Origin of the sequence: Streptomyces sp. NPDC004629, from assembly GCF_042873595.1 — a bacterium.
Lineage (GTDB): Bacteria > Actinomycetota > Actinomycetes > Streptomycetales > Streptomycetaceae > Streptomyces.
This window is the reverse complement of record NZ_JBIALO010000041.1, coordinates 46,533-73,201: the sequence shown is the minus strand read 5'-3', so window position 1 is coordinate 73,201 and position 26,669 is coordinate 46,533. Positions and strand designations below refer to the sequence as shown.

The following is a 26,669-nucleotide window of genomic DNA, read 5'->3' as shown; positions in this document are numbered from 1 at the left end:
CGGCTGGGAAACCCCAGCCGAGCGCCTGCATAAACTACTCACAGCCTGACCAACACGACCAAGTGTTGCGACGATCCCTAGAAACCGCCCTGCGCGATCAGCCCCCACGCTCCCGCACCCGAAAAACCACAAGAGGCCCCCCGAACCCCACACCTCCAATGCCCCCGGAGGGAACCGCGGGGAACTGCGCGCTCGACCCCCACGCTCGCGCGCCCGAAAGACGACGAGCGCCCGCCCTTTCGACCAACGCCGTCCACAGGACCGCCCCGATAGGGGCGCGGGGAACTGCGCGCTCAGCCCCCACCTCCCGCACCCGAAAAACCACAAGAGGCCCCCCGAACCCCACACCTCCAATGCCCCGCAGGGAACCGCCCTCACGCTCCCGCACTCGAAAGACCACGAGAACCCCCCGAACCCCCGCCCGCAAGGGGACCGCTCACCTGGGTCACCAACTCCCGTACGATCGCCGCCCCGTTCAGCGTCAGGATCGACTCGGGATGGAACTGGACGCCCGCGAACCCGGGCCCCCGCACCGCGTGCACGTCGCCGTTGGCCGCCCGGCTCACCTCGACGCCGTGCGCGCCCAACTCCCGGTAGGCGTCCTCGTCGCAGCGCGCCACGAAGCTGTTGTAGAAGCCGACGGTCTCCCGGCGCCCGAACAGATCGACCGCGAGCTGCGCCCCCTGCCGGGGTACCTCCTTGCGGACGATCTCAAGCCCCAGCTCGGCCGCGATCAGCTCGTGCCCGAGGCACACCCCGAGCACTCCGTGCCGATGCGTGCCGATCACCTCGGCCGTCAGCCCGCGCAGCACCCGCATCTTGGGGTCGGTCAGGTCCGAGGGGTCGCCGGGCCCGGGCCCCAGCACCACCGGCCCCGCGTGACCGAGCACGGCCGCCCGCAACCCCGGCTCGTCGAACCGCCGTACGGTCACGTCGAGACCGCCGGAGCGCAGCATGTGCGCCAGCATCGCGGTGAAGGTGTCCTCGCCGTCCATCACCAGGGCATGGCCGCTCCGGTCCGCCGGGTGCTCCTGCATCCGCAGCCAGAACGGCGCGAGCGAGGCCCGGCGCCCGTCCAGCGCCGCCCGTACGCGCGGGTCGTCGGCCAGCCGGGGCAGCGCCGCCTCCGTGCGCGGCCGGGCCGGACGCACACCGAGGGCCGCCAGCACGCCCGCCGCCTTGGCGTGTGTCTCCGCCACCTCCCCGGCCGGGTCCGAACCCCGCACCAGCGTCGCGCCGACCGGGACGCGCAGCCGGCCGGCCGCGTCGATGTCGGCGGTGCGGATGAGGATGGGCGAGTCCAGGGTCTGTGCGCCTCCGGAGTCCCGGCCGAGCAGGGCCAGCGCGGCGCCGTAGTACCCGCGCCCGCCGACCTCGTGCCGTTCGATCACCCGGCAGGCGTTCTGCACCGGCGACCCGGTCACGGTGGCCGCGAACATGGTCTCCCGCAGCACGTCCCGCACGTCGAGGGATGATTTCCCGCGCAGTTCGTACTCGGTGTGGGCGAGGTGCGCCATCTCCTTGAGCCGGGGGCCGACGACCACCCCGCCCATGTCGCCGACGGTGCACATCATCTTCAGTTCCTCGTCGACGACCATCGACAGTTCCTCGATCTCCTTGCCGTCGGCGAGGAAGTCGAGCAGGTGCTCAGGGCTCGGTCCGCCCTCCGGGTAGCGGTAGGTGCCGCTGATCGGGTTCATCACGACCGTGCCGCCGGACATCCGCACATGCACCTCGGGGCTGGCGCCGACCAGGGTCCGACCGCCGGCCGCCCGCCCCGGCCCCTGCGAGGAAGGTCCTTCGGGCCCTTGCCGATCGCCGGTGTGCACGAGGAACGTCCAGTACGCGCCCCGTTCGCCCTCCAGGAGCCGCCGGAACAGGGCGAGGGCGTCGGCCCGTGCGAAGTCCCGGATCTCGCCCTCGTAGGTCCGCCGGATGACGAAGTTGGCTCCCTCGCCCGCTCCGATCTCCTCGCGCAGCACCCGGCCGACGATCCCGGCGTACTCCTCGTCGTCGACGTCGAAGCCCCCGCCGGTGACGTGCACGGCGTGTGCGGGCAGTTGCTCCAGCGCCTCGGCGAGCGGGATCTCGCGGGTCTCCTCGGGGATGAGCACGAGCAGCGGTGTCCCGTCGTCGCGGACGTCGAAGCCGCGCTCCCGGATCTGCCGGAAGGGCACGAGGGCCAGCCCCTCGTCGGGCAGGTCGGCGAGCCGGTCGCAGGCGCGCACCGGGCCGACGAGCAGTTCCACGGTGTCCTCGTCGCGGCCGGGCGTGCGGCGGCGCAGCAGCGCGAAGGGGCGGGGGTCGTGCAGCAGGTCCAGCAGGTCCATGGGTCCGTCGTCCTTCTCGGTGGTCTCGATGGTCTCGGCCGGCCGGTCGTGCCGGGCGGGTCGATGGAGAGGGACGGCCCCGTGAAACGCCGAAGGCCGCCCCTCGGGCGGCCTTCGCGAAGTCGTGCGTACGCGCAGTCAGTGGGCCGCCGAAGGAGCGGTCCACCACCAGGTGCGGGTCGAATGCGCGAACATGCCGGGAACCCTACCGCACCGCCCCGTCGGCCACGGGTCAGTCGGTCCGTCTCACCAGTCGAGCCGGAGGAAAACATGGCGACACGACCCCGTAATGTTTACGAGGTGACCGTGAACGCTAAGACCAGCGCGAGCGCTGGCAACACCTGGCGAAACCTGCCCGCGGCGCAGCAGCCCGAGTACCCCGACGCCGAGGCTCTGCGCGCAGTGATCGCGGAGCTGGAGTCGTATCCGCCGCTCGTCTTCGCGGGCGAGTGCGACCAGCTGCGCGCCCGGATGGCGGCCGTCGCCCGGGGTGAGGCGTTCCTGCTCCAGGGCGGCGACTGCGCGGAGGCCTTCGACGCGGTCTCCGCCGATCACATCCGCAACAAGCTGAAGACGCTGCTGCAGATGGGCGCCGTACTGACGTACGCGGCGTCGGTGCCGGTGGTGAAGGTGGGCCGGATCGCGGGCCAGTACTCCAAGCCGCGTTCCAAGCCGACCGAGACGCGTGACGGGACCACGCTGCCGGTGTACCGGGGTGATTCGGTCAACGGCTTCGACTTCACCGAGGCCAGCCGGATCCCGGACCCGGAGCGGCTGAAGCGGATGTACCACGCCTCCGCGTCGACGCTGAACCTGGTGCGCGCGTTCACCACCGGCGGATACGCGGATCTCCGGCAGGTGCATGCCTGGAACCAGGACTTCGTGAAGTCGTCCCCGTCGGGGCAGCGCTACGAGCAGCTGGCCCGGGAGATCGACAACGCGCTGAACTTCATGCGGGCGTGCGGCGCGGAGCCGGAGGAGTTCAAGACGGTCGAGTTCTTCTCCTCGCACGAGGCGCTGCTGATGGACTACGAGTCGGCGCTGACCCGGGTGGACTCCCGCACGGGGCGGTTGTACGACGTGTCGGCGCACATGGTGTGGATCGGCGAGCGCACCCGGCAGCTGGATCATGCGCATGTCGAGTTCGCCTCCCGTATCAGCAACCCGCTGGGGATCAAGCTGGGCCCGAACACGACGGCGGAGGAGGCACTGCGCTACATCGACCGGCTGGACCCGGAGCGGGAGCCTGGCCGGCTGACGTTCATCGTGCGGATGGGCGCGGACAAGATCCGTGACCGGCTGCCGGAGCTGGTGGAGAAGGTCACGTCGTCGGGTGCGGCGGTGGCCTGGGTGACCGACCCGATGCACGGCAACACGTTCGAGGCGGCCTCGGGGCACAAGACGCGTCGATTCGACGACGTACTGGACGAGGTGAAGGGCTTCTTCGAGGTCCACAAGTCGCTGGGGACGCATCCGGGCGGCATCCACGTGGAGCTGACCGGCGACGACGTCACCGAGTGCGTGGGCGGCGGGGACGAGATCTTCGTCGACGATCTGCACCAGCGCTACGAGACGGCCTGCGACCCCCGTCTGAACCGCAGCCAGTCCCTCGACCTGGCCTTCCTCGTCGCCGAGATGTACCGGGACCAGTGACGGACGCGTACGTCCCCGGGATGTGACATGGGGCGCGGATCACATGCGATCCGCGCCCTTCCCGCTTTTCCGGACCCTGCGCGATGGGTAAGGTTAGGTTTGCCTCACCGAATCAGCGGGATGGCGCAAGTGACCGATCCCGGTGGGAGGTGTACCGCGTGTACGTCTGCAGTTGCTTCGGCATCACGGAGCAGCAGGTGAAAGAGCACGCGGGGGACGGCGTCCGCACGCCCCGCCAGATTGCCTCCGCCTGCAAGGCGGGCACCGACTGCGGATCGTGCGTGCGTCGGATCCAGGCGCTGCTGGGGCGCGGCACGTGCCCGCGGCGTGAGTCGGCCGAGAGCCTCGAAGAGGCGGCGTAAACGCTCCGCTGTAGAGCGTCCCTGAGGAGCGCTTAGCTCTTCGGTTGTTCGATGATTCGCGAGATGTAGAGCGCCTCGCCGAGCTTGTCGACCAGTTCCAGTTGGGTGTCCAGGTAGTCGATATGGTGCTCCTCGTCCTCCAGGATCGACTCGAAGATGTTCGCGGACGTGATGTCACCCTTCTCGCGCATCGTCTTGATCCCGCGCCTGAGCCGGTCGATCGCCTCCACCTCGATCTGCCGGTCCGCCTCGAACATCTCCTTGACGGTCTGGCCCACCCGCACATGGAACAGCCGCTGGTAGTTCGGCAGCCCCTCCAGGAACAGGATCCGGTCGGTCAGCACCTCGGCGTGCCGCATCTCGTCGAACGACTCGCGCCGCGTGTACTCGGCGAGCTTGTACCAGCCGAAGTTCTCCTGCATCTTCGCGTGCAGGAAGTACTGGTTGATCGCGGTTAGCTCACCGGTGAGCTGCTCGTTGAGGAACTCGATGACCTCGGGGTCGCCCTGCATCGCAGAGGCTCCTTCCGGACGGGGACAGCGGGAGGTTGCGGCGGCATGATTGCACCGGCACAGAAGATCGTCCAGTAAGTGTGTACTTAGCCGTTAAGCGCATGCGTGGTCTTTTTGTCCCATTAGGGGTCCTGGTCGGGTGCACCGCTCCGGGTCTGTCAGGATGGAGACATGGGTCATCCGGTGGAGCGCGGGTCTGGAGTGTCGGGAGAAGGTGTACGGTCCGAGCTTCCGCCGGGGCAGCGGCTGCAGCGCGGCTGGCCGGTCACGCACTACGGGCCGGTGCCGAAATTCCGGCCCGAGCGCTGGGAGTTCAGGGTCTTCGGCGCCACCGCCGACGGCGACAAGCACTGCTGGAACCACGACGAGTTCACGGCCCTGCCGTACGCCACCGTGGTGGCCGATCTGCACTGCGTGACCAAGTTCAGCATGCTCGGGGCCGAGTGGGGCGGCGTCCCGGCGAGCACGATCCTGCAGATCGCCCCGCCCGCGCCGAATGTCACCCATGTGATGGTCTGGGCGGAGTACGGCTTCAGCTCGAACCTCCGCCTGTTCGACTTCGCCGCCGAGCGCGCCATCTTCGCCACGCACAAGGACGGCGAACTGCTCACCGCCGAGCACGGCTTCCCGGTCCGGCTCGTGGTCCCCCATCTGTATGCCTGGAAGGGACCCAAGTGGGTCCGCGGGGTCGAGTACATGACCGCCGACCGCCGCGGCTTCTGGGAGGAGCGCGGCTACCACAACATCGGCGACCCCTGGCAGGAGCAGCGCTACTCCTACCAGGAGCGGACCGGGGACGGCCCGGAGATCTGACCGGCGCCTCAGTGGTGGTACTGGTGCACCACCGCGTGCCCCTTGCCCCGCCCGATCGTCCACTTGTTGACCGGCGTCGTGATCACGAAGGCCGCGGCGAGCGAGATCGCCAGCGAGGACCAGAACAGCGGGTCACCGAGGTGCGCGTCCATCGCGTCCGGCCACAGCGCGATCACGCCGTTGTCGATCAGCTCCATCACGGCGATCGACAGGGTGTCCGCGGCCAGCGCCACCCGCACGGCGGTGCGGAGGCCGACGCCGGCCTTCAGCACCCCGCGCAGGGTCAGCGAGTAGCCGAAGAAGAACGCCAGCACGATCGCCAGGGCCATGGTCGGCAGATTGCCCCAGCCGAGCGCGGTGCCGATCACCATGCCGAGCACCTCGCCGATGGCGCAGCCGGTGAGGCAGTGCAGGGTGGCCTGGACGGCCGTGGGCCACTCGGCCGCGGGCGCGTCGCCGTGGTGGTGGGTGTGAACGTGTGCCTTGTGGTCCATGGGTGCCCCCGGTGTCCAGTGACGGTTCTCCGTACGACGAGAAGGGGAACCGTATACCCCTCGGGGGTATTCCGGGGGTTCGGGTGTTCCGGTGTTCGGGTGCTCCGGTGTTGCGGTGTGACGGGAACGAATCAGCGCCGGCCCGGTTCGGACGGGCCCGATGTCAGCGGGGAGACCGCAGCCCCTTCAGCCGTGCCACGTCCGCCGCATGCCCCTCCCTGCCGCCGGGCGTCTCGATCACCAGCGGCACGCCGGCCGTCGCCGGGTGCGTCAGCAGCGCCCGGAACGGGTCCTCGCCGATGTGCCCGGCGCCGATGTTCTCGTGCCGGTCCTTGTGGGCGCCCACCACGTCCTTGGAGTCATTGGCGTGGATCAGCTTCAGCCGGCCCTCGCCCACCGTGTCCACCAGCAGGTCCAGGGTCTGGTGCATACCGCTCGGGCCGGTCAGGTCGTGCCCGGCGGCGAAGACATGACAGGTGTCCAGGCACACGCCCAGTTTCGGGTGGGCGTCCAGCGCCTCGAAGTACGGCCCGAAGTCCCAGGTGCGCGAGCACAGCGAGGCGCCCTGCCCGGCGGTCGACTCCAGCAGCAGGAACGGGTCGTCGTCCTGGGTCAGCTCGTCCAGCAGCGGCAGCAGGTGCGTGCGCACCTGCTTCAGTGCGACCTCCCGGGCCCGCCCGCCGGTCGCGCTACCCGTGTGCACGACCACGCCCAGCGCGCCGATCTCCCGTCCCCGGCGCAGCGAGTGCCGCAGTGACTCCACCGACTTCTCGACGGTCGCCTCGGTGTGCGAACCGAAGTTGATCAGGTAGGGGGCGTGCACATACGCCGGGATGGAGCCCTCCGCGCAGGCCGCGCGGAACTCCTCGTCCTGCCGGGGGTTCCCGGCCGGGGTGGCCCAGCCGCGCGGATTGGCGACGAAGACCTGCACGGTCTCCGCCTTCAGCGCACGGGCGTACGACAGGCCCACGGAGTGCAGCCCGCCGGCCACGGGGACATGACCGCCGATCGGATTACGGGAGGGACCGGGCGGCACGACGGAACCGGAGTGCTGACTCATCACCCGTTCAGCCTGTCACGCCAACCGCCCTCCACGAAAAACCCCCACACCCCTGTCGCGACACCGGCCACCGGCCCCCGATGCCGAACAGCGACGCCGGCGGCCCCAAACCCGGCCGCGGGCCCCGAATCCGGCGGTGGGTCCCGAGCCGGGCGGTGGGTTTCGGATCTGGTGGTGGGTCCCGAGCCGGGTGGTGGGGTTTCGGATCTGGTGGTGGGTCCCGAGCCGGGTGGTGGGGTTTCGGATCTGGTGGTGGGTCCCGAGCCCGGTGGTGGGCTTCGAATCCGGTGGTGGGTCCCGAATCCGGTGGTGGGTGCCGAGCCGGGCGGTGGGTTTCGAATCCGGCGGTGGGTCCCGAGCCCGGCGGTGGGTCCCGAATCCGGCGGTGGGGTCCCGAGCCGGGCCGCGGGCCCCGAACCCGGCCGCGGGCCCCGGAACCCAGCCGCGGGCCCGAGCCCGGCGGACGAGGGGGCGGTCGGTTGCCGGATGGCGTCGGGAGGCAGCCGCCTCGGACGACGGTCAGCGGATGGTGATCGTTATCGTTGAACCCTTCGGGGCCGTCTCGCCCGCGTCGACCGACTGCTTCTTCACCGTGTCGCCGAACAGGCCCAGGATCCCCCGGTCCTCCGAGACCTTGAAGCCGGAGCCCTCCAGCAGCTTCTTCGCGTCGCCGACACTGGCCCCGACCACATTCGGCACCTCGACCATCTCCGGGCCCTTGGACAGCGTCAGCCGCACCGTGTCGCCCTCGGCCGCCTCGCTGTCGCCGGCCGGGGTCTGCCGGGCGATCTCGCCCTTGTCGAACTCGGAGTTCACCTGCTCCGCGGAGACCACCACCTTGAGCCCGGCGTCCTCCAGCTCCGCCCGCGCGCTGTCCAGGTCCTCACCGGTGACGTCCGGCACGTCGATCGGGCTGCCCTTGCTGACGGTGAGCGCGATCGCCGACCCCGCGTGCCGCTCGGTACCGGCCACCGGGTCGGTGCCGATCACCGCGTCCTTCGGCACATCGTCGCTGAACGCGCGCGTGACCATGCCGGGCTCCAGTCCGCCCTTCCTGAGCAGCGCCTTCGCGTCGGCCAGCCCGCGGCCCGCCAGATCGGGCACCTTCACGGTCTCCGGGCCGTCGGAGACGGTCAGCGTCACCGAGTCGTTGTTGCGGATGCGGGCACCGGCCTCGGGGTCGGTGCTGATGACCGTGCCCCGCCGCACCGTGTCGCTGTAGGCGTGCTCGACCCGTTTGACGTCGAGCCCGGCCTCCTTGAGCCGCTCCCGCGCCTGCGCCTCGGTCTTCGACAGCAGCGGCGGCACCTTCGTGAACTGCCCGGAGTTGATGTACCAGACGCCGGCCCCGACACCGAACACCACCAGCACGGCGACGACGAGCGTGACCAGTCCCCGCCCAGGACGTACGAACCGCCGCCGGGGCGGCACGGCCGGGGACTCGAACCGGGCCGTCCGGTTGTCGCCCGCACCGGGATCGTCGTCCTCGTTCACGGGCAGCAGCCGGGGCACCGTCAGCGAACGCGGGATCACGCTCGTACGGTCCTCGGCGATGTCGTGCTCCGCGGCAAGCGCCTGGGGCGGCACCGCGTCCAGCTGCTCGTCGGTGAGCGCCGCGCGGCACTGCCGCACCTGGGCCAGCAGCGCCACGGCGTCGTGCGGCCGGACCGCCGCCGTGCGGGAGGTGGCCGAGGCGACCAACTCGTCCAGCTCATGCGGCAGCCCCGGTACGGCGGCCGAGGGCGGCGGCACGTCCTCGTGGAGGTGCTTGTAGAGCACCACTGCCGGGGAGTCACCGTCGTGCGGCTTCCCCCCGGTCAGCACCTCGTGAAGGACCACGCCGCACGCGTACACGTCGACGCGGGGGTCCGCGGTCCCGTTCTCGATCTGCTCCGGCGCGAGATACGCCACGGTCCCCAGCACGGCCCCGGTCGTACTGGTCACGGTGTCCACCGACCGCACCAGCCCGAAGTCCGCGACCTTGACCCGCCCGTCGTCGCCTATGAGTACGTTCTCGGGCTTCATGTCCCGGTGCACGAACCCGGCGCGGTGCGCGGCGCCGAGCGCGGCCAGCACCGGCTCCAGGATGTCCAGCGCGGCCCGCGGCTGGAGCGCGCCCCGCTCCCGCAGCACGTCGCGCAGGGTGCACCCGGCGACGTACTCCATGGCCAGGTAGACATACGACCCGTCCGTGCCCTGATCGAACACCTGGACGACGTTGGGGTGGGCGAGCCGGGCCACCGACTTCGCCTCCCGGATGAACCGCTCCACGAACGACCCGTCGGCCGCCAGCGCCGGATGCATCACCTTGAGGGCGAGGACGCGGTCGAGGCGGGTGTCCAGGGCCCGGTAGACCGTGGCCATCCCGCCGACCGCGATCCGGGCCTCGACGCGATAACGGCCGTCGAGCACCTGTCCGACGAGAGGGTCCTGAAGGGTCGTATCCACGCTGGTGAGTTTACGAGCAGCCACCGACAGCCCTCCTGCTTCCACCAAGATCCCCCAGGACTGCAGCCGACCTGTAACGCACCCCCACCGACAACGCCGCCCCGCAAGAGATCCGCACCCGCACCCGCCGACGGCGCTCAGCCCCCACAGGAGACGTCCACCGCTCGGCCGACAGCAAACGGGCGGTGCGCGGGTGGGAGAGCACCCGACCCGCACCCCCACCCACCCGCACCCGCCAACCCTCCCGCACCCCCACAAGGGACGGCGCCCGACCCACGCCCCCTCAGAACGCAGGCCGCTCCGGATCAAGCACGGCCAAGCCCTCCGCAGGAGACGACGCCGTGGCGAAATGCCGCCGAGGAATCCGCCCCGCCAGCCGCGCCAACCGCCCCGCGTCCACCCCGTGCCGCATGGCGGCAGCCATCCGCTCCGGTTGCTGCGCCCGGGTGACGGCCGACGCCAGCATCACCCCCGCGCACCCGAGTTCCATCGCCAGCGCGACATCGGACGCCGTACCGGCACCCGCGTCCAGAATCACCGGTACACGCGCGTGCTCCACGATCAGCTGGAAGTTGTGCGGGTTGCGGATACCGAGCCCCGAACCGATCGGCGAGCCGAGCGGCATCACCGCCGCGCACCCCACATCCTCCAGCTTCCGCGCCAGCACGGGGTCGTCGTTCGTGTACGGCAGCACCGTGAACCCGTCGTCGACCAGGGTCTCCGCCGCGTCCAGCAACTCGATCGGATCCGGCAGCAGGGTGCGCTCGTCGGCGATCACCTCCAGCTTGACCAGATCCGTGCCGAGCGCTTCACGGGCCAGCCGTGCGGTCAGCACCGCCTCGCCCGCGGTGAAGCAGCCCGCGGTGTTCGGCAGCACCCGGATGCCGAGCCGTTCCAGCACCGACAGCACGGATCCGTGCACATCGGGGTCGACCCGCCGCATCGCCACGGTCGTCAGCTCCGTGCCGGAGGCGACCAGCGCCCGCTCCAGCACATCGAGGCTGGGCGCACCGCCCGTACCCATGATCAACCGGGACGTGAAGGACGTACCGCCGAGGACGAAGGGATCGTCGGCCATGGCTCAGCCTCCTTGGACGGCGGTGAGGACTTCGACGCGGTCGCCCTCGCTGAGGGCGGTGGACGGCCACTGGGCGCGCGGGACGACGGTTTCGTTGAGGGCCGCGGCCACCCCGCCGGGCGCGGTGGTGAGGGTCTGGACGACGGTGTCGAGAGCCGTACCGGGCGCGATCTCCCGGCGCTCCCCGTTGACAGAGATGATCATGCGGGCTGCTCCGTGCGGGCGGGGGCGCCGAAGCGCGCGGGCGTGAAGGGACGGGCCTCCTCGGGGAGGTCCCCGGTGGTGAGGGCGTGCGCCATGACGTCCCCGGTGACCGGGGTGAGCAGCACGCCGTTGCGATAGTGCCCGGTGGCCACGAGCAGCCCGTCGAGCGCGGTCGGGCCGAGCAGCGGCGCGTTGTCCGGGGACCCGGGCCGCAGCCCGGCCCGGGTCTCGGTCAGCGGCAGCTCGGTGATCCCCGGTATCAGCTCGTGCGCGTCCCGCAGCAGCTCGTACACGCCGCCCGCGGTCACCGTGGTGTCCCAGCCCAGCTCCTCGCTGGTCGCCCCGACGACCAGCTCGCTGTTCTCCCGCGGCACCAGGTACACCTGGCTGCCGCGCACCACGGCCCGCACGGTGCGGCTCAGGAACGGCGCGTACCGCTTCGGCACGGTCAGCCGCAGCACCTGCCCCTTCACCGGCCGCACCGGCGGCAGCACGTCCTGCGGCAGGCCCGGCAGCCGTCCGCTCAGGCTGCCGGCCGCGAGCACCACCCGGTCCGCGCCCAGCTCCGTGCCGTCCGCGGTGGTCACCCCGACGGCCCGGGCCCGGCGCACCGTGCAGCGCTCCGCCCACGCGCGGTGCAGGACCACGCCCGCCCGTTCGCACGCCGTGAGCAGCGCGGCGGCCAGCCGGCGCGGGTCGATCTGGTGGTCGGCGTCCACCCGCAGCCCGCCCCGCACGCCGGGCGCGAGCATCGGTTCCAGGCGGCGGCACTCCCGGCCGGACAGCCACTCGGACTCCAGCCCGGAGCGCTGCTGCAACGCGTGCAGGTCGCGCAGGTGCGCCCGGTCGTCGGCGTCCAGCGCGACGGCGAGCGTTCCGCACCGGCGGTAGCCGAGGTCGAGGCCGGTCAGTTCGGTCAGCTCGGCCGTGAAGTCCGGGTAGCGGCGGGCCGAGGCCAGGTTCAGGCCGAGCAGTGTCTGCTCGCCGTGGTGCAGTTCGGTGACCGCGGCCAGCATCCCGGCCGCGACCTGTGCGGCACCGCCGCCCGGCTCGGGGTCCACGACGGCGGTGGCGAACCCGCGCTGCGCGGCCCGCCAGGCCGTGACCAGGCCGATGATTCCGCCCCCGATGACGAGAACGTCCGACGTACGTGACGACATGGGCGTCCAGCCCCTCCCTTCGCCGGCATGACCCGGATCAGGTTCGTACGGTCGGAGGCCGCCAGCCTCCCTCTCAGCCCGGTGCGTCCGGGCTCCCGCGAGTGCTTGTACGGTGGCCACCCTAGCCCGCCGCCGCCCGCCTCAGTAAGGGAGCCTCCGTTCATGGCCCGCTCGCTCGACGGTCTCGTCCTCGCCCCCGTCACGGACCAGGCCCCAGGTCAGGTGGGTACCAGCACCCGGTTCACGTACCACGAGAAAAACGGCGAGATCTGGGCCGAGTACGCCGGCGGCGACATCGTGCGCGGGTATCTCGTCGGCATCCGCCGCGGCGATCGGCTGGACTTCCGGTACGTCCAGCTCAAGCATGATGGCGGCACGTCCTCCGGGCACTGCGTGTCGACCGTCGGCGAGCTGCCCGACGGCCGGGTGCGGCTCACGGAGACGTGGGAGTGGGAATCGCAGGCGGGCAGCGGGACGAGCGTGGTCGAACAGGTCGCGCGGACCCCGGCGTGCACCGGTGATCCCGTTGTGCAACAGGTCACCCAGCACGCCCCCTGACTGGCAAATCGTCAGTTGACTATGGTGATCACGTGAGCGAGCAGACGCAGCAACCCAGCCCGGCACCGGGGCGGCGCGTGGTCGTCGTCGGCGCGGGCATGGCCGGGGTGCAGACCGCGGTCGCCCTGCGCGAACAGGGCCACCGGGGCACGATCACCCTGGTCGGCGCCGAACCCCACCAGCCCTACGACCGGCCGCCGCTGTCCAAGGCCGTGCTGCTCGGCAGGGCCGAGGGCTCCGCCTTCGAGGTCGACTTCGCGGCGCTCGGCATCGATCTCGAACTGGGCCGCGAGGCACTTGGTGTACGCCCCGGCGAGCACGAGCTGGACACCGCGGCCGGACCCGTGCCGTACGACGTCCTGGTCCTCGCCACCGGCGCCGAACCGATTCGGCTGCCCGGCGCCGAGGGCGTCCCCGGTGTGCATCTGCTGCGCACCCTGGACGACGCCCAGCGGCTGCGGCCCGTGCTCGCCCGGCAGCACGACATCGTGGTCGTCGGCGCGGGCTGGATCGGCGCCGAGTTCGCCACGGCGGCCCGCGAGGCGGGCTGCGCGGTCACGGTGGTCGAGGCCGCCGACCGCCCGCTCGCGGGCGCGCTCCCGGCCGAGGTCGCGGCGCCGATGACCGCCTGGTACGCGGACAGCGGCACCGAACTGCGCACCAACGCGCGCGTGGCGAGCGTCGAGCCCGGCGCGGTGCTGCTCGCCGACGGCTCGCGGCTGCCCGCGGGCGCCGTGGTCGTCGGCATCGGCGCGCGCCCCGCCACCGGCTGGCTGGCCGGCTCCGGCATCGAACTGGGCGCCGCCCGTGAGGTCGTGGCCGATGCCTACCTGCGCGCCTCCGTGCCGGATGTGTACGCGGTCGGCGACTGCGCATCCTTCCCCTCGGCCCGCTATGGCGAGCGGCTGCTCGTGCACCACTGGGACAACGCCCTCCAGGGGCCGCGCACGGTCGCCGCGAACATCATCGGCGAGGCCCCGGCGGTCTACGACCCGGTGCCGTACTTCTGGTCCGAGCAGTTCGGCCGCTTCGTGCAGTACGTCGGCCACCACCCTGCGGCCGACACGCTGCTGTGGCGCGGGGACCCCACGGGGCCCGCCTGGACCGTCTGCTGGCTGCGCGCGGACCGGCTGGTCGCTCTGCTGGCCGTGGGCCGTCCGCGTGACCTGGCGCAGGGACGGCGGCTGATCGAGGCGGGCGCGCCGATGGCTCCGGAGCTGCTCGCGGACCCCGCGCGGCCCCTCAAGGAGGCCACCGCGTGACGCACGGACACCCCAGGTCGGACGGGCCCGGCTTCCGACTGTCAGTCCGGGATGGCACGCTGGTTCCGTGACCGAGATTGACGCAAAGATCGATGCTCTCGTCCCCGCCTGGCTCACTCTGCCCGACATCGCCGAACAACTCGGCGTCGAGGTGACACGTGTGCGGCAGTTGGTCAAGGAGGGCCAGCTCATCGCCGTACGCCGTGGCGAGAACCGCGCGCTGCACGTTCCCGCCGCCTTCATCGACGGGGACAAGGTCGTCAAGGGCCTGTCCGGGACCCTGACGTTGCTGCGGGACGACGGCTTCACGGTCGAAGAGATGCTGGAGTGGCTGTTCACCCCCGACCCGTCCCTGCCCGGCACCCCGGCGCAGGCCCTCAGCGAGAACCGTGGCACGGAGGTGAAGCGCCGGGCCCAAGCGCTCGCCGTCTGACCCGACGCCCCCCTGCGGGGCTTCGGCCGAGGGCCCTCCCTGGCCGGGGGTCGCTCCCTGGCCTCGGCCGAGGGCCCCGGCGGTGGCTTCGCCTGCGGACGCGCTGTGACCGGGGCGGATCCCTGACGGGGCTTCGGCCGAGGGTCCATTCCCGGGTGGTGGCTTCGCCTTCGGGTGCGCTGTGGCCGGGGCGGGTCCCTGGCGGGGCTTCGGCCGAGGGTCCACTCCCCGGTGGTGGCTTCGCAGGTGGGTGCGCTGTGGCTGGGGCGGGTCCCTGGCGGGGCTTCGGCCGGTCCTTCCTGGCTGGGGTCGCTCCCTGGCGGGGCTTCGGCCGTGGCTCCATTCCCGGGTGGTGGCTTCGCCTGTGGGCGCGCTGTGACCGGGGCGGGTCCCTGGCGGGGCCTCGGCCGTGGGTCCTCCCTGGCCGGGGTCGCTCCCCGGCGGGGCCGCGGGGCTACTCTGGCCTGGGGCCGGGGTCCGACCCCGGGCCCAGGCCGGGCCTCCCGCTCCGTCCCCGGAACAGCCCACCTGACCCACTGGTAGCCGCAGGCGCCCACGGCCCCCCGACCGGCCGCGGCGTCCCTCGTCCTGCGGGTCCGGGGTGGGCTGGACGTGCGCGCGGGCCGGGCGCGTCGGACGGCTGGGCGGGCCGGGCGGCTGGGGGCCGAGGCGTGGCTCGTGGCTTTCTTCGGCCCACCGCCCAGGCGCCACAACACCCACGCACCGATAGCCCCGGCACCACAGATAGCCCGCACCATCAACACCCAACGCACCGATAGCCCCCACAACACAGATCGCCGGCACCACCAACACCCTCGAACCGACTGCCCCAGCCGCCACGGGACGGCGCGCAGCACCGACAGCCCGCAGCGCACCACCAACACCCACCGCACCGATAGCCACACGCACCACAGACGGCCCGGCGCACCGACAGTCCCAGCGCACCACCGACCCACCGCACCGATAGGCCCAACCACCGCGGACGGCCCGCAGCATTGACGGCCGCAGCGCACCACCAACACCACCACACCGATAGCCCCAGAACCACATACGGCTCGGCGTACCGACAGTCGCCGCGCATCACCGACAGCCGCAGTACCGACGCCCGCAGCTCCGACGCATCGGCCATCGTGCCGTTGCTTCTGCCGACACCTTCCAGGGGGACGCACCGTATGTCCGATTCCGTGACCGACGCCGACACCGCCGCAAGCGCGGCGCTCGCCGGCGCGCGGCTCTACCTGTGCACGGACGCCCGCAAGCGCCAGGGCGACCTCGCCGAGTTCCTGGACGCGGTCCTGGCCGGCGGCGTCGACATCGTGCAGCTGCGGGACAAGGGCATGGAGGCGGCCGAGGAACTGGCGCACCTGGAGGTGTTCGCCGACGCCTGCGTCCGGCACGGCAAGCTGCTCGCGGTCAACGACCGCGCGGACGTCGCCCATGCCGCCGGCTCCGACGTGCTCCACCTGGGACAGGGCGACCTCCCGGTGCCCGCGGCCCGCGCCGTCCTCGGCGCCGACGTGCTGCTGGGCCGCTCCACGCACGCCCCGGCGGAGGCCGCCGCCGCGGCCGTCCAGGACGGCGTGGACTACTTCTGCACCGGCCCGTGCTGGCCCACCCCCACCAAGCCCGGCCGGCCCGCGCCCGGCCTCGACCTGGTCCGGTACACGGCCGGGCTGGGCACCGACCGGCCCTGGTTCGCCATCGGCGGCATCGACCTGGGCAACCTCGACCAGGTACTCGACGCCGGTGCCCGCCGGGTGGTCGTCGTCCGCGCGATCACCGAGGCCGACGACCCGGGAGCGGCGGCGGCCGAGTTCGCCGAGCGGTTGCGGCGGGCCTAGCCCCCCGCTGTCCAAGGGGTGGACAAGAACTCGGCAAATCGGGCAAATTTCCGGTACTCGGTTGGGGGACCGGCCGCCCCTGGCTAACCTGCGGGTATGGCCCTTGGAACCGCGTCCACCAGGACCGACCGTGCGCGTACCGTGCGTGACATCCTGCGTACCGGCAAGACGACGTACTCGTTCGAGTTCTACGCGCCGAAGACGCCCAAGGGCGAGCGGTCCCTGTGGAACGCGCTGCGCAGGGTCGAGGCGGTCGCTCCCGACTTCGTGTCCGTGACCTACGGCGCCGGCGGCTCCACCCGTGCGACCACGGTCAAGGAGACCCAGCAGATCGTCGTCGACACCACGCTGACGCCAGTCGCCCACCTCACCGCCGTCAACCACTCCGTCGCGGAACTGCGCAACATCATCGGCCAGTACGCGGACGCCGGGATCCGCAACATGCTCGCCGTCCGCGGCGACCCGCCCGGCGACCCGATGGGCAAGTGGGTGGCGCATCCCAAGGGCCTGACCTACGCGGCCGAACTCGTCGCGCTCATCAAGGAGTCGGGTGACTTCTGCGTGGGTGTCGCCGCCTTCCCGGAGATGCATCCGCGCTCAAGTGACTGGGACACGGACGTCACGCACTTCGTCGACAAGTGCCGTGCGGGCGCCGACTACGCCATTACGCAGATGTTCTTCGAGCCGGAGTCGTATCTGCGGCTGCGCGACCGGGTCGCGGCAGCCGGCTGCGAGACCCCGGTCATCCCCGAGATCCTGCCGGTCACGAGCGTGCGGATGCTGGAGCGGCTGCCCCAGCTCAGCAACGCCCGCTTCCCGGAGGTGCTGAAAGAGCGGATCCTCACAGCGAAGGACGATCCGGCGGCGGTACGCTCCATTGGCATCGAGTTCGCCACGGAGTTCTGCGCGCGGCTGCTGGCCGAGGGAGTGCCCGGTCTGCACTTCATCACGCTCAACAACTCCACGGCGCCGCTGGAGATCTACGAGAACCTGGGCCTGCACCACCCCCCGCGGGCCTAGACCGGCCACACCGGTATACGACACACTGCGTAGCGGTCACTGGGAGAGGGGCGTACATGGGCTGGACGGTCCTCTACATCGCGTTCGGCATCGTCGCGCTGTGGTTGCTCGGCGAGGTGCTGTTGCAGTACAAGGCGCGGCTGCGCTGGCGACTGCTGGCGTTCGTCGGCTTCCTCGGTGTCGTGCTCGGCGTGCTGATCTCCGCCGTCGTCGTCATCGCACTGGGCGCGGTGGCCTTCGCGGTCGGCCAGACGTACGTCACGCTGTCGTTCCGGCGCGGCTTCACCGACGGCTGGGCGGTCAGCCGCCGCGGCGAGGGTGGCGGCAAGCGCCGGGGTGAGGAGCCGGGCCACCCGGAGCCCATGCCGGAGGTCTCCGGCCCGGAGGCGACCGACACCGGCCACGGCCGGCACGACGACGGTTACCGGCAGGACGGCGCCTACGGACCGGACGGCGGGTACGGGCAGGACGCCGGTTACGGCAGCGACGGCACCCCGTACGGCCGTGACGACGACTACGAGCGCGACGACGTGTTCGCGCCGGCCCCGCGCGCGGCCGAGCCCTCCGCCGCCGAGGCCAGCACCGTCTACGAACCGCAGCCCCTGCCCGACGACACCGGCTCCTACGGCATATACGGCGACCCGGCCCACGCGGCCGCCGCCCAGCACCAGGACCCGACCTACGCGGCGGCGGCCCAGGGCACCGACCAGGGCTACGCCTACGACTACTCGGGCTACGGCCAGCAGCAGTACGGCTACGACATCAACGGCCGGCAGCAGTACGCCAATTACTCCGACCCGTACGTCGGCGCCCAGGGCCACGGCGACGCCTCGTACGATCCCGGCTACGACGGTCAGCAGTACGGCCAACCCCCCTACGGCCAGGACCAGTACGGCACCGGCGGCCACGGCGAGACCCCGGCCGGCGGCGTCTGGGTCCCGCAGCAGCGCACCGACGAGACCTACGGCGGCCAACTCCCGCCGGAACAGTCCTACCCGTACCAGAACAACGGGCAGCAGCAGAACAACGGGCAGCAGCAGGGCAACGGCAACGGATACGACGAGCACTACCGCTTCTGACGCGCCGCTCCCGCCACGCCGGCACCCACCCCGAGCCTCCGGCTCACCGCGAGCCGAGCGTCCCGCTCACCGCGCCGAACCTCCGCTCACCGCGAGCCCCGGAAGTCCGGCCCCTCCACGATCAGCCCGGCGACCAGCGCGCCCGACATGCCGGCGTGCGGCAGCCCGCCCCCCGGATGCGACCAGCCGCCGACCGCGAACAGGCCCGGTATCTGCGTGCTGTTGGACGGATGCAGGGTTCCCTCGGCCGCGGCCAGCGCAGGCGCGGGCACGGCCCCGCCCTCGGCCCCCGTCTCCCGCTCGGTGTGCACCGGCGTGCGCACCTCGCGCCACAGCACGCGCTCCCGCAACCCCGGCACCGCCCGCTCGGCGGCGGCGACCATCCGGTCCGCGAAGGCGTCGGCGGCGCCCGGCGCGCTCCAGTCGTACCCCGCCGAGGACGGCACCGTCGCCGTCACCACCACGGACTCGTGCGCCGCGTCGGGGAGCAGGGCGGGGTCGTCCGGCCGGTCGACGCGGACCGTGGGCCGCTCGGGCGTCCCCTCCGCCGTGAACAGGTCCAACTCGGCCGTCGCGTCCGGGGAGTGCACCACCGTGCGGTGCGCGGCACCCGGCTCCCGGCCGCCGCGCAGCGCGAGGCACACCACGACCCGGCCCGGGAACAGTCCCTCGGCGGTCGGCGCGACGGCGCCCGGCCCGTACGGCTCCCGGCCGGGCAGCAGGCCGCGCAGCCGCCAGGGGCCCGTGGCGACCACCGCGTCCGCCTCGGCCACCGTCCCGCCCCCGGAGCCGCGAGCACCGAAGGCGCCCTCGGCCCACTCCACGCCCGCCACGCGGCCGTCCTTCTCCAGGATCCCGGTGACGTCCGCCCCGAAGACGAACTCGACCCTGCGCCGCACGCACCGCTCGTACACCGCGCGCGCCAACTCCCGTATGCCGCCGCCGACGTACCAGACGCCGAAGGCATGCTCCAGGTAGGGCAGCACGGCCGCGCTCGCCGGAGCGGTCCCGGGGTCCAGGCCGTACCCGAGCGCATGTCCCGCCAGCAGGGCGGCGAGCCGCGGGTCCCGCAGCTCCCACGCGCCGATCTCGGCCAGCGTCGCGGCCCGCCGGGTACGCAGCAGCCGCTTGTGGGGGACCGCCGGATAGGGCTCGCGCGCGGCGAGCACGGACCAGTTCGGCCACAGCGGCTCCTCCAGCAGGGGCCGGCGGGTGCGGTCCCAGGCCTCGCGGGCGCGCACCAGGAAGTCGCCCCAGCGCTGCCCGGCACCGGAACCCAGCGCCTCGTCCAGGGCCGCGACGACACCCGCGCGCGAGGCGTTCGGCAACGACACCTCCGTGCCGTCCGCGAACACGTGCCGCGACGACGGGTCGACCTGGGTGAGCCGGACCTGGTCCTCCAGCGGCTCCTTGCCGGTCTTGAGGAAGAGATCGCGCCACACCGCGGGCAGCGGCAGCACGCCCGGACCGGTGTCGAAGCCAAAGCCGTCCCGCTCGAACCGGCGCACCGCTCCGCCGTACGTCTCCGTGCGCTCGTACACCACCACCCGGTGGCCCGCGACGGCCAGCCGGGCGGCGGCCGCCATCGCGCCCATCCCGGCGCCGATCACCGCAATCCGTGCCATGCCTGCGACTTTATCGACCGGCACTGACAGCCGGGGCCACGGGAGGTCAGTCGGGCGGCGGCGCCGCCCCGGCGGCCGGTCGGCGATCCGCACGGCGCCGCGCCCGGCGGTGCAGGAACCGCCGGATCCGGGAGACCAGGAAGCACAGCGCGGCCAGACCAGCGGCCAGCAGCACCGCCGCGACGATCGCCGCCGCCTCCGGGTGGAACACGGCGAAGGAGACGACGGCGCCCACGCCGACGTCCTCGGCCGTGCTCAGGATCATGTTGCTGAAGGGCTCCGGCGAGGCGTTGACCGCCATCCGCGTGCCGGCCTTGACCGCATGGCTGGCGAGCGCCGTCGAACCGCCGAGCAGACCCGCCGCCACGTCCGAGAGCGCACCGCTCTGCCCAGCGAGCAACGCCCCGACCCAGGCGCCCGCGAGCGGCCGGACGACGGTGTGCACGGAGTCCCACACCGAGTCGACGTAGGGAATCTTGTCGGCGACCGCCTCGCACAGGAACAGCGCGCCGGCCGCGATGAGCACCTCGGGGCGTTGCAGTGTCTGCGGGACGTCGTCGCTCACTCCGGTCGCTCCGAACAGGCCGAGCAGCAGCACCACGGCGTAGGCGTTGACACCGCTGGCCCAGCCGCTGGTGAACACCAGAGGGAGTACGGACACGGAGGCGATCGTAACCAGTGGGCGGCGCCGCAGTCCTGCGCCTGCGCGCGGACGGCTGAGTAGGCGTACCTAGGCGGTGAGTTGAGTACGCGCGCGGATGGGCTCCGAACTGCAGGAAAGGGAAAGTGGGAGGCACGGCAGGGAGACAGCGACCGGCACCGCCGACACGGGGCGGCGGAACGGTGACCGTCCCGAGCCGCTCCTTCCGCCGACTCGTCGGCGGAAGCGAGGACACGGGGGAGCCCAGGGGGAAAGACCGCAACGGGGGTTCCCACGGGGGAACACGGGGGAACACGGGGGAACACAGGGAAGCGCCGGTCCGAGGCGGCCCGCGGGGGACGCGGCCACGGCGGACCGGCGCTTTCCCGTCAGACCCTGCCGCTCACCCGCCCCTGCAACAGCCGCGACAGGGCCGCGTGCACCTCGTCCAGAGACCGCTCCGGCTGGAACGACTTCCAGTCCAGCGCCGCCACCAGCACCATGCCGACCAGGGCTGCCGCCGTCAGCGGCACATCGATCTCCGCGCCGAACTCGCCGCACGTCACACCCTCGCGCAGCACTCCCTCGACGACCGCGACGGCCTGCTGCCGCACCACCAGCAGGGTGGACTGCCAGGCTCGGTTGGTGCGCCACAACTCGGCCACGTACAGCTGGGTGAAGGCCGGGTAGCGGTCGATGAAGACGAGACCGGCGCGGATCATCGCGTCCAGGGCGTCCACCGTGCCGCCGCCCTCGCGCGCCGTCCGGTCGGCCGCCTCCCGGAGGGAGGCGGTGAGCAGACCCACGCCGTGCCGCAGCAACTCCTCGAAGAGGACCGACTTGCTGGCGAAGTTGTAGTAGACCGTGCCCTTCGCGACCCCGGCGCGCTCGGCGATCTCGTCCACCGTCGTGGCGGAGAAGCCCTGCTCGGCGATGAGCGTGACGGCCGCCTCGTAGAGCCGCTGCCGGGTGACCTCGCGGCGCGTGCTGCCGCCGCGCGCGGCACTGCTGCTTTCCATGGCGCCGATTCTCACAGGAACGGGCTCCGCGCCGGGCCGGGACAGGCACGCCCCGGACGCGGGGCCGGTGACCACGCAGACCACGGCCTCCGCACCGGCCGGCCTGCGGTCGAACTGTCGATCGAGGTAAATGCCCAGGTCAGAACGGATTGTCAGTGGCATACCGCACGATGGGCACATACGGCACCTCGTAGCGGGTGTGCCGTCAACAGACGACAGGAGGTTCGTCATGGCCAGCTCGTCCGCAGCAGCCGCCCACCGGCGCCGCGCCACCGGCCCTGCCCCCTCACTGACCGGCCCGGCGAGCGACGTGCACCCCGTGCTCCGCCGGGCCACGGCCCCGCCCGCCGCCCTCGACCTGCTCGCCCAGGCCTGTGCCGGACTCGACGAGGCCGCCGTCCTCGAAACGCCCAACGAGCGCTATGCGACGGCCCATCTCGCCGCCCTGCGCACCGCCGCCGCCGTCCTCGCCGCCCGGGGCCGCCCGGAGCCGACCGCCCGGCACCGGCCGCGGATCCGCAGCGCCTGGGAGGTGCTTCCCGAGATCGCGCCCGAACTCACGGAGTGGAGCGCCCTGTTCGCCTCCGGCGCGGCCCGCCGCGCCCGCGCCGAGGCGGGCATCAAGGACGCGGCCAGCCGTCGCGACGCCGACGATCTGATACGGGACGTGGCGATGTTCGTCCGGATCGTGGAGCGGATGCTGGTGCTCCAGCCGGTCCTGCCACAGCCCCGTCAGGAAACCGCCGAACCGGCCGCCCGCGCCACCGGCGGGGACCTCACTGACAGAGACATGCCGGACGCGGGATGACCGCCCCGCGCCGTGCGGCCACGCCCGGGGCTGCACGGAAGAGGACGCCGGGGACCGGCCCGCCGCGCGGGACGCGGAGGCCGCGCGCCCCCACGATGACCAGGTACGGCGCCGGAGGCAATAGGGTGGAGAGCGCCTGAAGCCTTCCCTCCTCCCGCGCCCCGGGCGGGGGAGGGACCCCGTTCGCGCCGCCGGGCAACAGGCGGTGCCGCGCCGAGGAGTCAACTGTCGTGTCGGACCCGATGCGCCCCCGCGCCTCTCTCCGTACCGCCGTGGTCTGGGAGGTCCTTCAGGACGCCCTCGACCGCCGGGTCAAGGCCACGGGTCGGGACTCGCTGGACGTCCTCGACACCGGAGGCGGCAGCGGCAAGTTCGCGGTGCCCGTCGCCCGTCTCGGGCACCGCGTCACCGTCGTCGACCCGAGCCCCAACGCGCTGTTCGCGCTGGAACGGCGGGCCGGCGAGACCGGTGTCGCCGACCGGGTCCGGGGCGTCCAGGGCGACATCCACGGCCTCTTCGACGTCGTGGCGCGCGGCGGCTTCGACGTCGTGCTGTGCCACGGCGTCCTGGAGTACGCCGACGACCCGGCGGAGGGCGTCCGCAACGCGGTGGCCGCCCTGCGCCCCGAGGGCGTGCTCAGCCTGCTCGCGGCCGGGCTCGGCGGCGCCGTGCTCGCCCGCGCCCTGGCCGGACACTTCACGGAGGCCAGGCACGCCCTCGCCGACCCCGACGGCCGCTGGGGCGCGGGCGACCCGGTGCCCCGGCGCTTCACCGCCGAGCAACTGACCAGGCTGGTCGAGGGCGCGGGCCTCGCGGTCGGTGCCGTGCACGGCGTGCGGATCTTCGCCGACCTGGTGCCCGGAGTCCTCGTCGACACCGAGCCCGGAGCGCTCGACTCCCTGCTGAAGCTGGAGGCGGCGGCGGCCGAGTTGCCGGCGTTCCACTCCGTGGCCACGCAACTGCATGTGCTTGGCGAGACCCGCGGGGCCGGCGAGGCCTGAGCCGCCTTCAGGGTCAGACCGCTGATCAGCGACGCGACAGCAGATGGAGTAGGCCACAGGCCCCCCGATCGCGGGGTTCGCGCCGTATGATCGAAGGAGACCGCCCGGCATGACGGGTCGGCCGCTGGGGAATGGAAGCCTCAGCGAGCCGGGACGGCCATGGCGGGTTTCGGTTGGCCAATTGGCCTAGAGGGGCGGGTTTCACGGGGGCGATTCCCTGCCTATCCTGAAGGGACCCCCGGGTCGCCCCGGCGACTGCACGATGAGGAGGACTCCGTGCCGCTCTCGGAGCACGAGCAGCGCATGCTCGAGCAGATGGAGCGAGCGCTGTACGCCGAAGATCCCAAGTTCGCGACAGCGCTTGAGGGAAGCGGGCTGCGTACGTACACCCGGCGACGGGTCTACCAGGCGGTCGCAGGCTTCCTCGTAGGTATCGCGCTCCTCATGGCAGGAATGGTCGCGCAGCAGATCTGGGTCAGCGTGGTGGGCTTCCTCGTCATGCTGGGCTGTGCGGTACTCGCCGTCACAGGCTGGCGCAAGGCCCCCAAGCCGGGTGAGCAGCCCGCCCCGGGTGCCGCGGGTGCCCCGCACGCGCGGCGTCAGGCACGGCCGAAGCGCTCCCTGATGGACCGTATCGAACAGCGCTGGCAGCGCCGCCGCGACGAGCAGGGCGGTCGCTAGAGGGCGTCACCGGGAGAACGCCGGGAGAACAGGGTCACCCATACATATATGACTGAGGGGTGACCGCCCATCACGGGTGGTCACCCCTCAGTCATGCGGTCACCACGCGGCCCAGCGCCCCGGCTGTCCGGGACAGCCCGGACAGCCAGGGCGTCGGCTCAGCTCTGCTGGCCGGACGGCTTGCGCAGGGTCGGCCGTGCCGCCGCCGCCCGCGCCCTGAGCGCCGCCGACCACGCCGACACCGCCCACAGTGCGCGCACGGCCGAGCGCGGCGCGAACAGCGCGCGCAGTCGCGTACCGCGGCTGACCGCGCCGCCCAGCGCCCCGGCCACCCGGCGCACGTCCTCCGCGAGCCCGGCCGTAGGCCGCGGCCGAGGCGCATAGAGGACCTGTTCCAGGGCGTCCGCCACCCGGTGCACCGCGGCACCGGCCGCCGCATCGAGGTGTCCGAGCCGGACGATCCGGGCCGCCGCCCGGCGCGGCGTCTGCGACTCGTCCGGCAGGATCCCGAAGTCCCACGCGGTGTCGGTCAGCTCCTGCCAGGCCGCCAGGGTGTGGGCCGCCGCGCCCTCCTCGGTGCGGGCATGACCGCCCAGCCGAACGGCCCGCAGCCGCTTGCGCCACAGCAGCGGCGACAACGGGAGGACCAGCACGACGAGCCCGCCGACGGCCCACAGCGCCGACTGCCACCCCTTCGGCCCGTCACCGCCGCCCGCCGCCGCGGCCGGCACCGACGGGCCGTCGCACGCCTCCAGCTTGCGCATCTGCGCCGTGCAGCTCTCGCTCGGCGAGGCCGCGGCAGAGGGCGCCTCGGACGCCTGCTGCGAGGGACGCGTCACGTCCGGCAGGGACGTGCCGGGCGTGTCCGACTGGGTGTACTCGGGCGCCGTGCCCCGGGTCGGGGTCGGCTCGAAGCGGGTCCAGCCCACCCCCTCGAAGTACAGCTCGGGCCAGGCGTGCGCGTCCTTCAGGCCGACCGACACCGTGCCGTCCGACTGTGGCGTACCGGGTGCGAAACCGACCGCGACCCGGGCCGGGATGCCCAGCGTGCGGGCCATCGCGGCCATCGCGAAGGAGAAGTGGATGCAGAAGCCCTGCTTCTTCTCCAGGAAGGTCGCTATCGCGTCCGGGCCCCGGCCGACCTGCACCTCGGTGTCGTACTGGAAGCCACCGGTCAGGGCGAAGTAGTCCTGGAGCTTGACCGCCTCCTCGTAGTGGCTCGTCGCCCCCGCGGTGACCTGCTCGGCCGTGCTCGCCACCACCGACGGCAGCGACTTGGGCACCTTGGTGTACTCGCGCCGCAGCGCCTGCGACGGCTCCGGGGCCGAGGCCAGCTGCTCCGCGGTCGGCTGCACGTCCAGGCTGGTCACCTCGTACGCCGCACCGCGGGTGTTCTGGCCGTGGTCGCCGACCAGCGTCATGCCCACCGGCTCGTAGCGCCACTTGCCGGAGACCTGCACACCGCTCGGCGGGTACGGCATCGGCAGCCAGTCCTGCGCGTACCAGTCGGCGGCCGTGATCCTCGTCCTGACCTGCGAGCGCCTGACGTCCTCGGCCAGTCCGGCCGGCGTGGGAAACCGGTCCGGTACGCCGACGATGTGCCGCTGGGACGGTTTCCAGGTGGTGCCGTCGAAGTCGTCCAGGGAGACGATCCGCAGATACAGGTCCGAGATGTCGTTGGAGCTGGTCCTCACGGACAGCACCTGGCGGTCCTCGTCCACGTTCAGGCTGTCGCGCAGCGACACCAGGGGGTTGACCGCGGAGATGGTGCCGCCGCTGCCGTTGCCCGCGCCCACCCCGGTTCCGGTGCCGTCCAGGAGGCCGCCCTGCATCGCCGGCAGCGCCAGAGGCACCACCAGGGCGACGCCCAGCGCGACCATGCCGATGCGCCGGCCCGTGCGGACGGGCGCCACCGCGCCGCCGGTCGGCCCGCCGGGGGAGCGGGCGGCGCCGCCGAAGACCCGGCCCCACTGGGAGAGCCGCTCCCGGCCCTCGGCGAGCAGCAGCATCAGATAGCCCGCGGCGGCGACCAGGAACCACAGCCAGTCGGTGCCGCCGTCGGACAGGCCCGCGGCGACCGAGTACAGGGCCAGCAGCGGCAGCCCGGCCGGGGCCGCGCTGCGCAACGTCACCGCGAGGAGGTCCACGATCAGCCCGATCACCAGGACACCGCCGACGAGCATCAACCGGATGCCGTCGGACAGCGGCGCCGGGATCGCGAACCGGCTCACGTCGTCCGAGCCCTGCTGGAGCAGGTCGGCGAAGTGACGGAAGGTGTCGGGCACCGGGATCAGCCCGAGGAGTGCCTGCTCCCGCGCGAAGACCAGGGTCAGCAGCAGGAGGCTCACCAGGGCCTGGGCCGCCACGGTCAGCGACCGGGCCAGCGGCACCCGCCGGGTCGCCGCGCCCACGCCCGTCTGCACCGCCACCAGGAGGCCCGCCTGGAAGATCCAGGTCGCCGGGGAGACCAGCGGGATCAGCGCACACGCCGCCATCAGCGTGGCCACGGCGGCGCCGATCGCCAGTCGGGCCCGCCCACTCATGCCGTCACCTCCCGCCCGCGCGCTCCGCCACCGGGCCCCGGCGCC

At 72.6% G+C, this 26,669-nt stretch carries 25 protein-coding genes and 1 riboswitch; of the genes, 12 read left to right on the top strand and 13 right to left on the bottom strand.

Features of this window, described 5'->3' with window-relative positions; genetic code table 11:
- Positions 1-374: 374 nt before the first annotated feature.
- Together ACFYTE_RS38050 and ACFYTE_RS38045 are read right to left on the bottom strand one after the other, a co-directional pair.
- Positions 375-2,330: an anthranilate synthase family protein gene (locus ACFYTE_RS38050; protein ID WP_388720828.1), complete on the bottom strand. Its 1,956-nt coding sequence runs from the start codon at positions 2,328-2,330 to the stop codon at positions 375-377.
- A 138-nt stretch (positions 2,331-2,468) separates the two neighbouring features.
- Complete coding sequence (locus ACFYTE_RS38045; protein WP_121888102.1) at positions 2,469-2,525, bottom strand: trp operon leader peptide; 57 nt, start codon at positions 2,523-2,525, stop codon at positions 2,469-2,471.
- 105 nt (positions 2,526-2,630) lie between these two features.
- On the opposite strand from ACFYTE_RS38045, the gene ACFYTE_RS38040 reads away from it, so the two are divergent.
- Together ACFYTE_RS38040 and ACFYTE_RS38035 are read left to right on the top strand one after the other, a co-directional pair.
- Positions 2,631-3,983, top strand: a complete 1,353-nt coding sequence (locus tag ACFYTE_RS38040) for a class II 3-deoxy-7-phosphoheptulonate synthase (RefSeq protein WP_388720825.1) — start codon at positions 2,631-2,633, stop codon at positions 3,981-3,983.
- A 149-nt stretch (positions 3,984-4,132) separates the two neighbouring features.
- Positions 4,133-4,345: a bacterioferritin-associated ferredoxin gene (locus ACFYTE_RS38035; RefSeq protein ID WP_388720822.1), complete on the top strand. Its 213-nt coding sequence runs from the start codon at positions 4,133-4,135 to the stop codon at positions 4,343-4,345.
- Positions 4,346-4,377: 32 nt separating this feature from the next.
- Here ACFYTE_RS38035 and bfr read toward each other — a convergent pair whose 3' ends face one another.
- Positions 4,378-4,857, bottom strand: a complete 480-nt coding sequence (bfr, locus tag ACFYTE_RS38030) for a bacterioferritin (RefSeq protein WP_388720819.1) — start codon at positions 4,855-4,857, stop codon at positions 4,378-4,380.
- A gap of 171 nt (positions 4,858-5,028) precedes the next feature.
- On the opposite strand from bfr, the gene ACFYTE_RS38025 reads away from it, so the two are divergent.
- Positions 5,029-5,670 (top strand): sulfite oxidase-like oxidoreductase, encoded by a 642-nt coding sequence (locus ACFYTE_RS38025; RefSeq protein WP_388720816.1) that lies wholly within the window; start codon positions 5,029-5,031, stop codon positions 5,668-5,670.
- Positions 5,671-5,678: 8 nt separating this feature from the next.
- On the opposite strand, the gene ACFYTE_RS38020 is transcribed toward ACFYTE_RS38025, so the two are convergent.
- The 6 genes from ACFYTE_RS38020 to thiO all read right to left on the bottom strand — a co-directional run bounded on the left by ACFYTE_RS38020 (position 5,679) and on the right by thiO (position 12,114).
- Positions 5,679-6,164 (bottom strand): DUF4396 domain-containing protein, encoded by a 486-nt coding sequence (locus tag ACFYTE_RS38020; RefSeq protein ID WP_388720814.1) that lies wholly within the window; start codon positions 6,162-6,164, stop codon positions 5,679-5,681.
- A 163-nt stretch (positions 6,165-6,327) separates the two neighbouring features.
- Positions 6,328-7,224 (bottom strand): deoxyribonuclease IV, encoded by an 897-nt coding sequence (locus tag ACFYTE_RS38015; protein ID WP_388720811.1) that lies wholly within the window; start codon positions 7,222-7,224, stop codon positions 6,328-6,330.
- A 519-nt stretch (positions 7,225-7,743) separates the two neighbouring features.
- Positions 7,744-9,672, bottom strand: a complete 1,929-nt coding sequence (gene pknB, locus ACFYTE_RS38010) for a Stk1 family PASTA domain-containing Ser/Thr kinase (protein WP_388720808.1) — start codon at positions 9,670-9,672, stop codon at positions 7,744-7,746.
- Positions 9,673-9,955: 283 nt separating this feature from the next.
- Positions 9,956-10,750, bottom strand: a complete 795-nt coding sequence (locus ACFYTE_RS38005) for a thiazole synthase (RefSeq protein WP_388720805.1) — start codon at positions 10,748-10,750, stop codon at positions 9,956-9,958.
- 3 nt (positions 10,751-10,753) lie between these two features.
- Positions 10,754-10,954 (bottom strand): sulfur carrier protein ThiS, encoded by a 201-nt coding sequence (gene thiS / locus ACFYTE_RS38000; protein WP_351728261.1) that lies wholly within the window; start codon positions 10,952-10,954, stop codon positions 10,754-10,756.
- Complete coding sequence (gene thiO, locus ACFYTE_RS37995) at positions 10,951-12,114, bottom strand: glycine oxidase ThiO (protein WP_388720802.1); 1,164 nt, start codon at positions 12,112-12,114, stop codon at positions 10,951-10,953. The genes thiS and thiO overlap by 4 nt, the downstream gene beginning before the upstream one ends.
- Positions 12,112-12,223, bottom strand: a riboswitch (TPP riboswitch). Its footprint overlaps the gene before it by 3 nt.
- A gap of 53 nt (positions 12,224-12,276) precedes the next feature.
- Between thiO and ACFYTE_RS37990 the strand changes: the two genes are divergently transcribed.
- The 6 genes from ACFYTE_RS37990 to ACFYTE_RS37965 all read left to right on the top strand — a co-directional run bounded on the left by ACFYTE_RS37990 (position 12,277) and on the right by ACFYTE_RS37965 (position 18,307).
- Positions 12,277-12,672: a hypothetical protein gene (locus ACFYTE_RS37990; protein ID WP_388720799.1), complete on the top strand. Its 396-nt coding sequence runs from the start codon at positions 12,277-12,279 to the stop codon at positions 12,670-12,672.
- A 32-nt stretch (positions 12,673-12,704) separates the two neighbouring features.
- The gene (locus ACFYTE_RS37985; RefSeq protein WP_388720796.1) at positions 12,705-13,934 is read left to right on the top strand and encodes an NAD(P)/FAD-dependent oxidoreductase; all 1,230 of its coding nucleotides are present in this window, start codon (positions 12,705-12,707) and stop codon (positions 13,932-13,934) included.
- 67 nt (positions 13,935-14,001) lie between these two features.
- Complete coding sequence (locus ACFYTE_RS37980) at positions 14,002-14,367, top strand: Rv2175c family DNA-binding protein (protein WP_020274483.1); 366 nt, start codon at positions 14,002-14,004, stop codon at positions 14,365-14,367.
- A 1,172-nt stretch (positions 14,368-15,539) separates the two neighbouring features.
- Positions 15,540-16,208 carry a thiamine phosphate synthase gene (gene thiE / locus ACFYTE_RS37975; RefSeq protein ID WP_388720792.1) on the top strand — a complete coding sequence of 223 codons (669 nt, stop codon included), beginning with the start codon at positions 15,540-15,542 and terminating at the stop codon, positions 16,206-16,208.
- Between the two features lie 96 nt (positions 16,209-16,304).
- Complete coding sequence (gene metF, locus ACFYTE_RS37970; protein ID WP_388720789.1) at positions 16,305-17,228, top strand: methylenetetrahydrofolate reductase [NAD(P)H]; 924 nt, start codon at positions 16,305-16,307, stop codon at positions 17,226-17,228.
- 56 nt (positions 17,229-17,284) lie between these two features.
- Complete coding sequence (locus tag ACFYTE_RS37965; RefSeq protein ID WP_388720786.1) at positions 17,285-18,307, top strand: hypothetical protein; 1,023 nt, start codon at positions 17,285-17,287, stop codon at positions 18,305-18,307.
- An 86-nt stretch (positions 18,308-18,393) separates the two neighbouring features.
- On the opposite strand, the gene ACFYTE_RS37960 is transcribed toward ACFYTE_RS37965, so the two are convergent.
- From ACFYTE_RS37960 to ACFYTE_RS37950, 3 genes are all read right to left on the bottom strand, one after another.
- Positions 18,394-19,932: a phytoene desaturase family protein gene (locus ACFYTE_RS37960; protein ID WP_388720784.1), complete on the bottom strand. Its 1,539-nt coding sequence runs from the start codon at positions 19,930-19,932 to the stop codon at positions 18,394-18,396.
- Between the two features lie 46 nt (positions 19,933-19,978).
- The gene (locus tag ACFYTE_RS37955; RefSeq protein ID WP_388720781.1) at positions 19,979-20,593 is read right to left on the bottom strand and encodes a DUF4126 domain-containing protein; all 615 of its coding nucleotides are present in this window, start codon (positions 20,591-20,593) and stop codon (positions 19,979-19,981) included.
- 368 nt (positions 20,594-20,961) lie between these two features.
- A complete protein-coding gene (locus ACFYTE_RS37950) occupies positions 20,962-21,591 on the bottom strand; it encodes a TetR/AcrR family transcriptional regulator (RefSeq protein ID WP_388720778.1) in 630 nt (209 codons plus the stop codon).
- A 229-nt stretch (positions 21,592-21,820) separates the two neighbouring features.
- On the opposite strand from ACFYTE_RS37950, the gene ACFYTE_RS37945 reads away from it, so the two are divergent.
- From ACFYTE_RS37945 to ACFYTE_RS37935, 3 genes are all read left to right on the top strand, one after another.
- A complete protein-coding gene (locus ACFYTE_RS37945; protein ID WP_388720775.1) occupies positions 21,821-22,399 on the top strand; it encodes an SAV_6107 family HEPN domain-containing protein in 579 nt (192 codons plus the stop codon).
- Positions 22,400-22,629: 230 nt separating this feature from the next.
- Positions 22,630-23,400 carry a methyltransferase gene (locus tag ACFYTE_RS37940; RefSeq protein ID WP_388720772.1) on the top strand — a complete coding sequence of 257 codons (771 nt, stop codon included), beginning with the start codon at positions 22,630-22,632 and terminating at the stop codon, positions 23,398-23,400.
- Positions 23,401-23,676: 276 nt separating this feature from the next.
- Entirely contained in the window at positions 23,677-24,081 is a 405-nt protein-coding gene (locus ACFYTE_RS37935; RefSeq protein WP_388720769.1) for a DUF3040 domain-containing protein, read from the top strand.
- Between the two features lie 158 nt (positions 24,082-24,239).
- On the opposite strand, the gene ACFYTE_RS37930 is transcribed toward ACFYTE_RS37935, so the two are convergent.
- A complete protein-coding gene (locus ACFYTE_RS37930) occupies positions 24,240-26,624 on the bottom strand; it encodes a DUF3488 and DUF4129 domain-containing transglutaminase family protein (RefSeq protein WP_388720766.1) in 2,385 nt (794 codons plus the stop codon).
- Positions 26,625-26,669 lie beyond the last annotated feature (45 nt).

Bases quoted from the DNA above. Each gene is read 5' to 3' on its own strand.
- bfr (WP_388720819.1), bottom strand. From the start codon at position 4,857: ATGCAGGGCGACCCCGAGGTCATCGAGTTCCTCAACGAGCAGCTCACC.
- ACFYTE_RS37960 (WP_388720784.1), bottom strand. From the start codon at position 19,932: ATGGCACGGATTGCGGTGATCGGCGCCGGGATGGGCGCGATGGCGGCC.
- thiE (WP_388720792.1), top strand. From the start codon at position 15,540: ATGTCCGATTCCGTGACCGACGCCGACACCGCCGCAAGCGCGGCGCTC.
- ACFYTE_RS37950 (WP_388720778.1), bottom strand. From the start codon at position 21,591: ATGGAAAGCAGCAGTGCCGCGCGCGGCGGCAGCACGCGCCGCGAGGTC.
- thiS (WP_351728261.1), bottom strand. From the start codon at position 10,954: ATGATCATCTCTGTCAACGGGGAGCGCCGGGAGATCGCGCCCGGTACG.
- thiO (WP_388720802.1), bottom strand. From the start codon at position 12,114: ATGTCGTCACGTACGTCGGACGTTCTCGTCATCGGGGGCGGAATCATC.
- ACFYTE_RS38020 (WP_388720814.1), bottom strand. From the start codon at position 6,164: ATGGACCACAAGGCACACGTTCACACCCACCACCACGGCGACGCGCCC.
- metF (WP_388720789.1), top strand. From the start codon at position 16,305: ATGGCCCTTGGAACCGCGTCCACCAGGACCGACCGTGCGCGTACCGTG.
- ACFYTE_RS37990 (WP_388720799.1), top strand. From the start codon at position 12,277: ATGGCCCGCTCGCTCGACGGTCTCGTCCTCGCCCCCGTCACGGACCAG.
- ACFYTE_RS38050 (WP_388720828.1), bottom strand. From the start codon at position 2,330: ATGGACCTGCTGGACCTGCTGCACGACCCCCGCCCCTTCGCGCTGCTG.
- ACFYTE_RS37965 (WP_388720786.1), top strand. From the start codon at position 17,285: ATGGGCTGGACGGTCCTCTACATCGCGTTCGGCATCGTCGCGCTGTGG.
- ACFYTE_RS37945 (WP_388720775.1), top strand. From the start codon at position 21,821: ATGGCCAGCTCGTCCGCAGCAGCCGCCCACCGGCGCCGCGCCACCGGC.
- ACFYTE_RS38025 (WP_388720816.1), top strand. From the start codon at position 5,029: ATGGGTCATCCGGTGGAGCGCGGGTCTGGAGTGTCGGGAGAAGGTGTA.
- ACFYTE_RS38005 (WP_388720805.1), bottom strand. From the start codon at position 10,750: ATGGCCGACGATCCCTTCGTCCTCGGCGGTACGTCCTTCACGTCCCGG.
- ACFYTE_RS37930 (WP_388720766.1), bottom strand. From the start codon at position 26,624: ATGAGTGGGCGGGCCCGACTGGCGATCGGCGCCGCCGTGGCCACGCTG.
- ACFYTE_RS38015 (WP_388720811.1), bottom strand. From the start codon at position 7,224: ATGAGTCAGCACTCCGGTTCCGTCGTGCCGCCCGGTCCCTCCCGTAAT.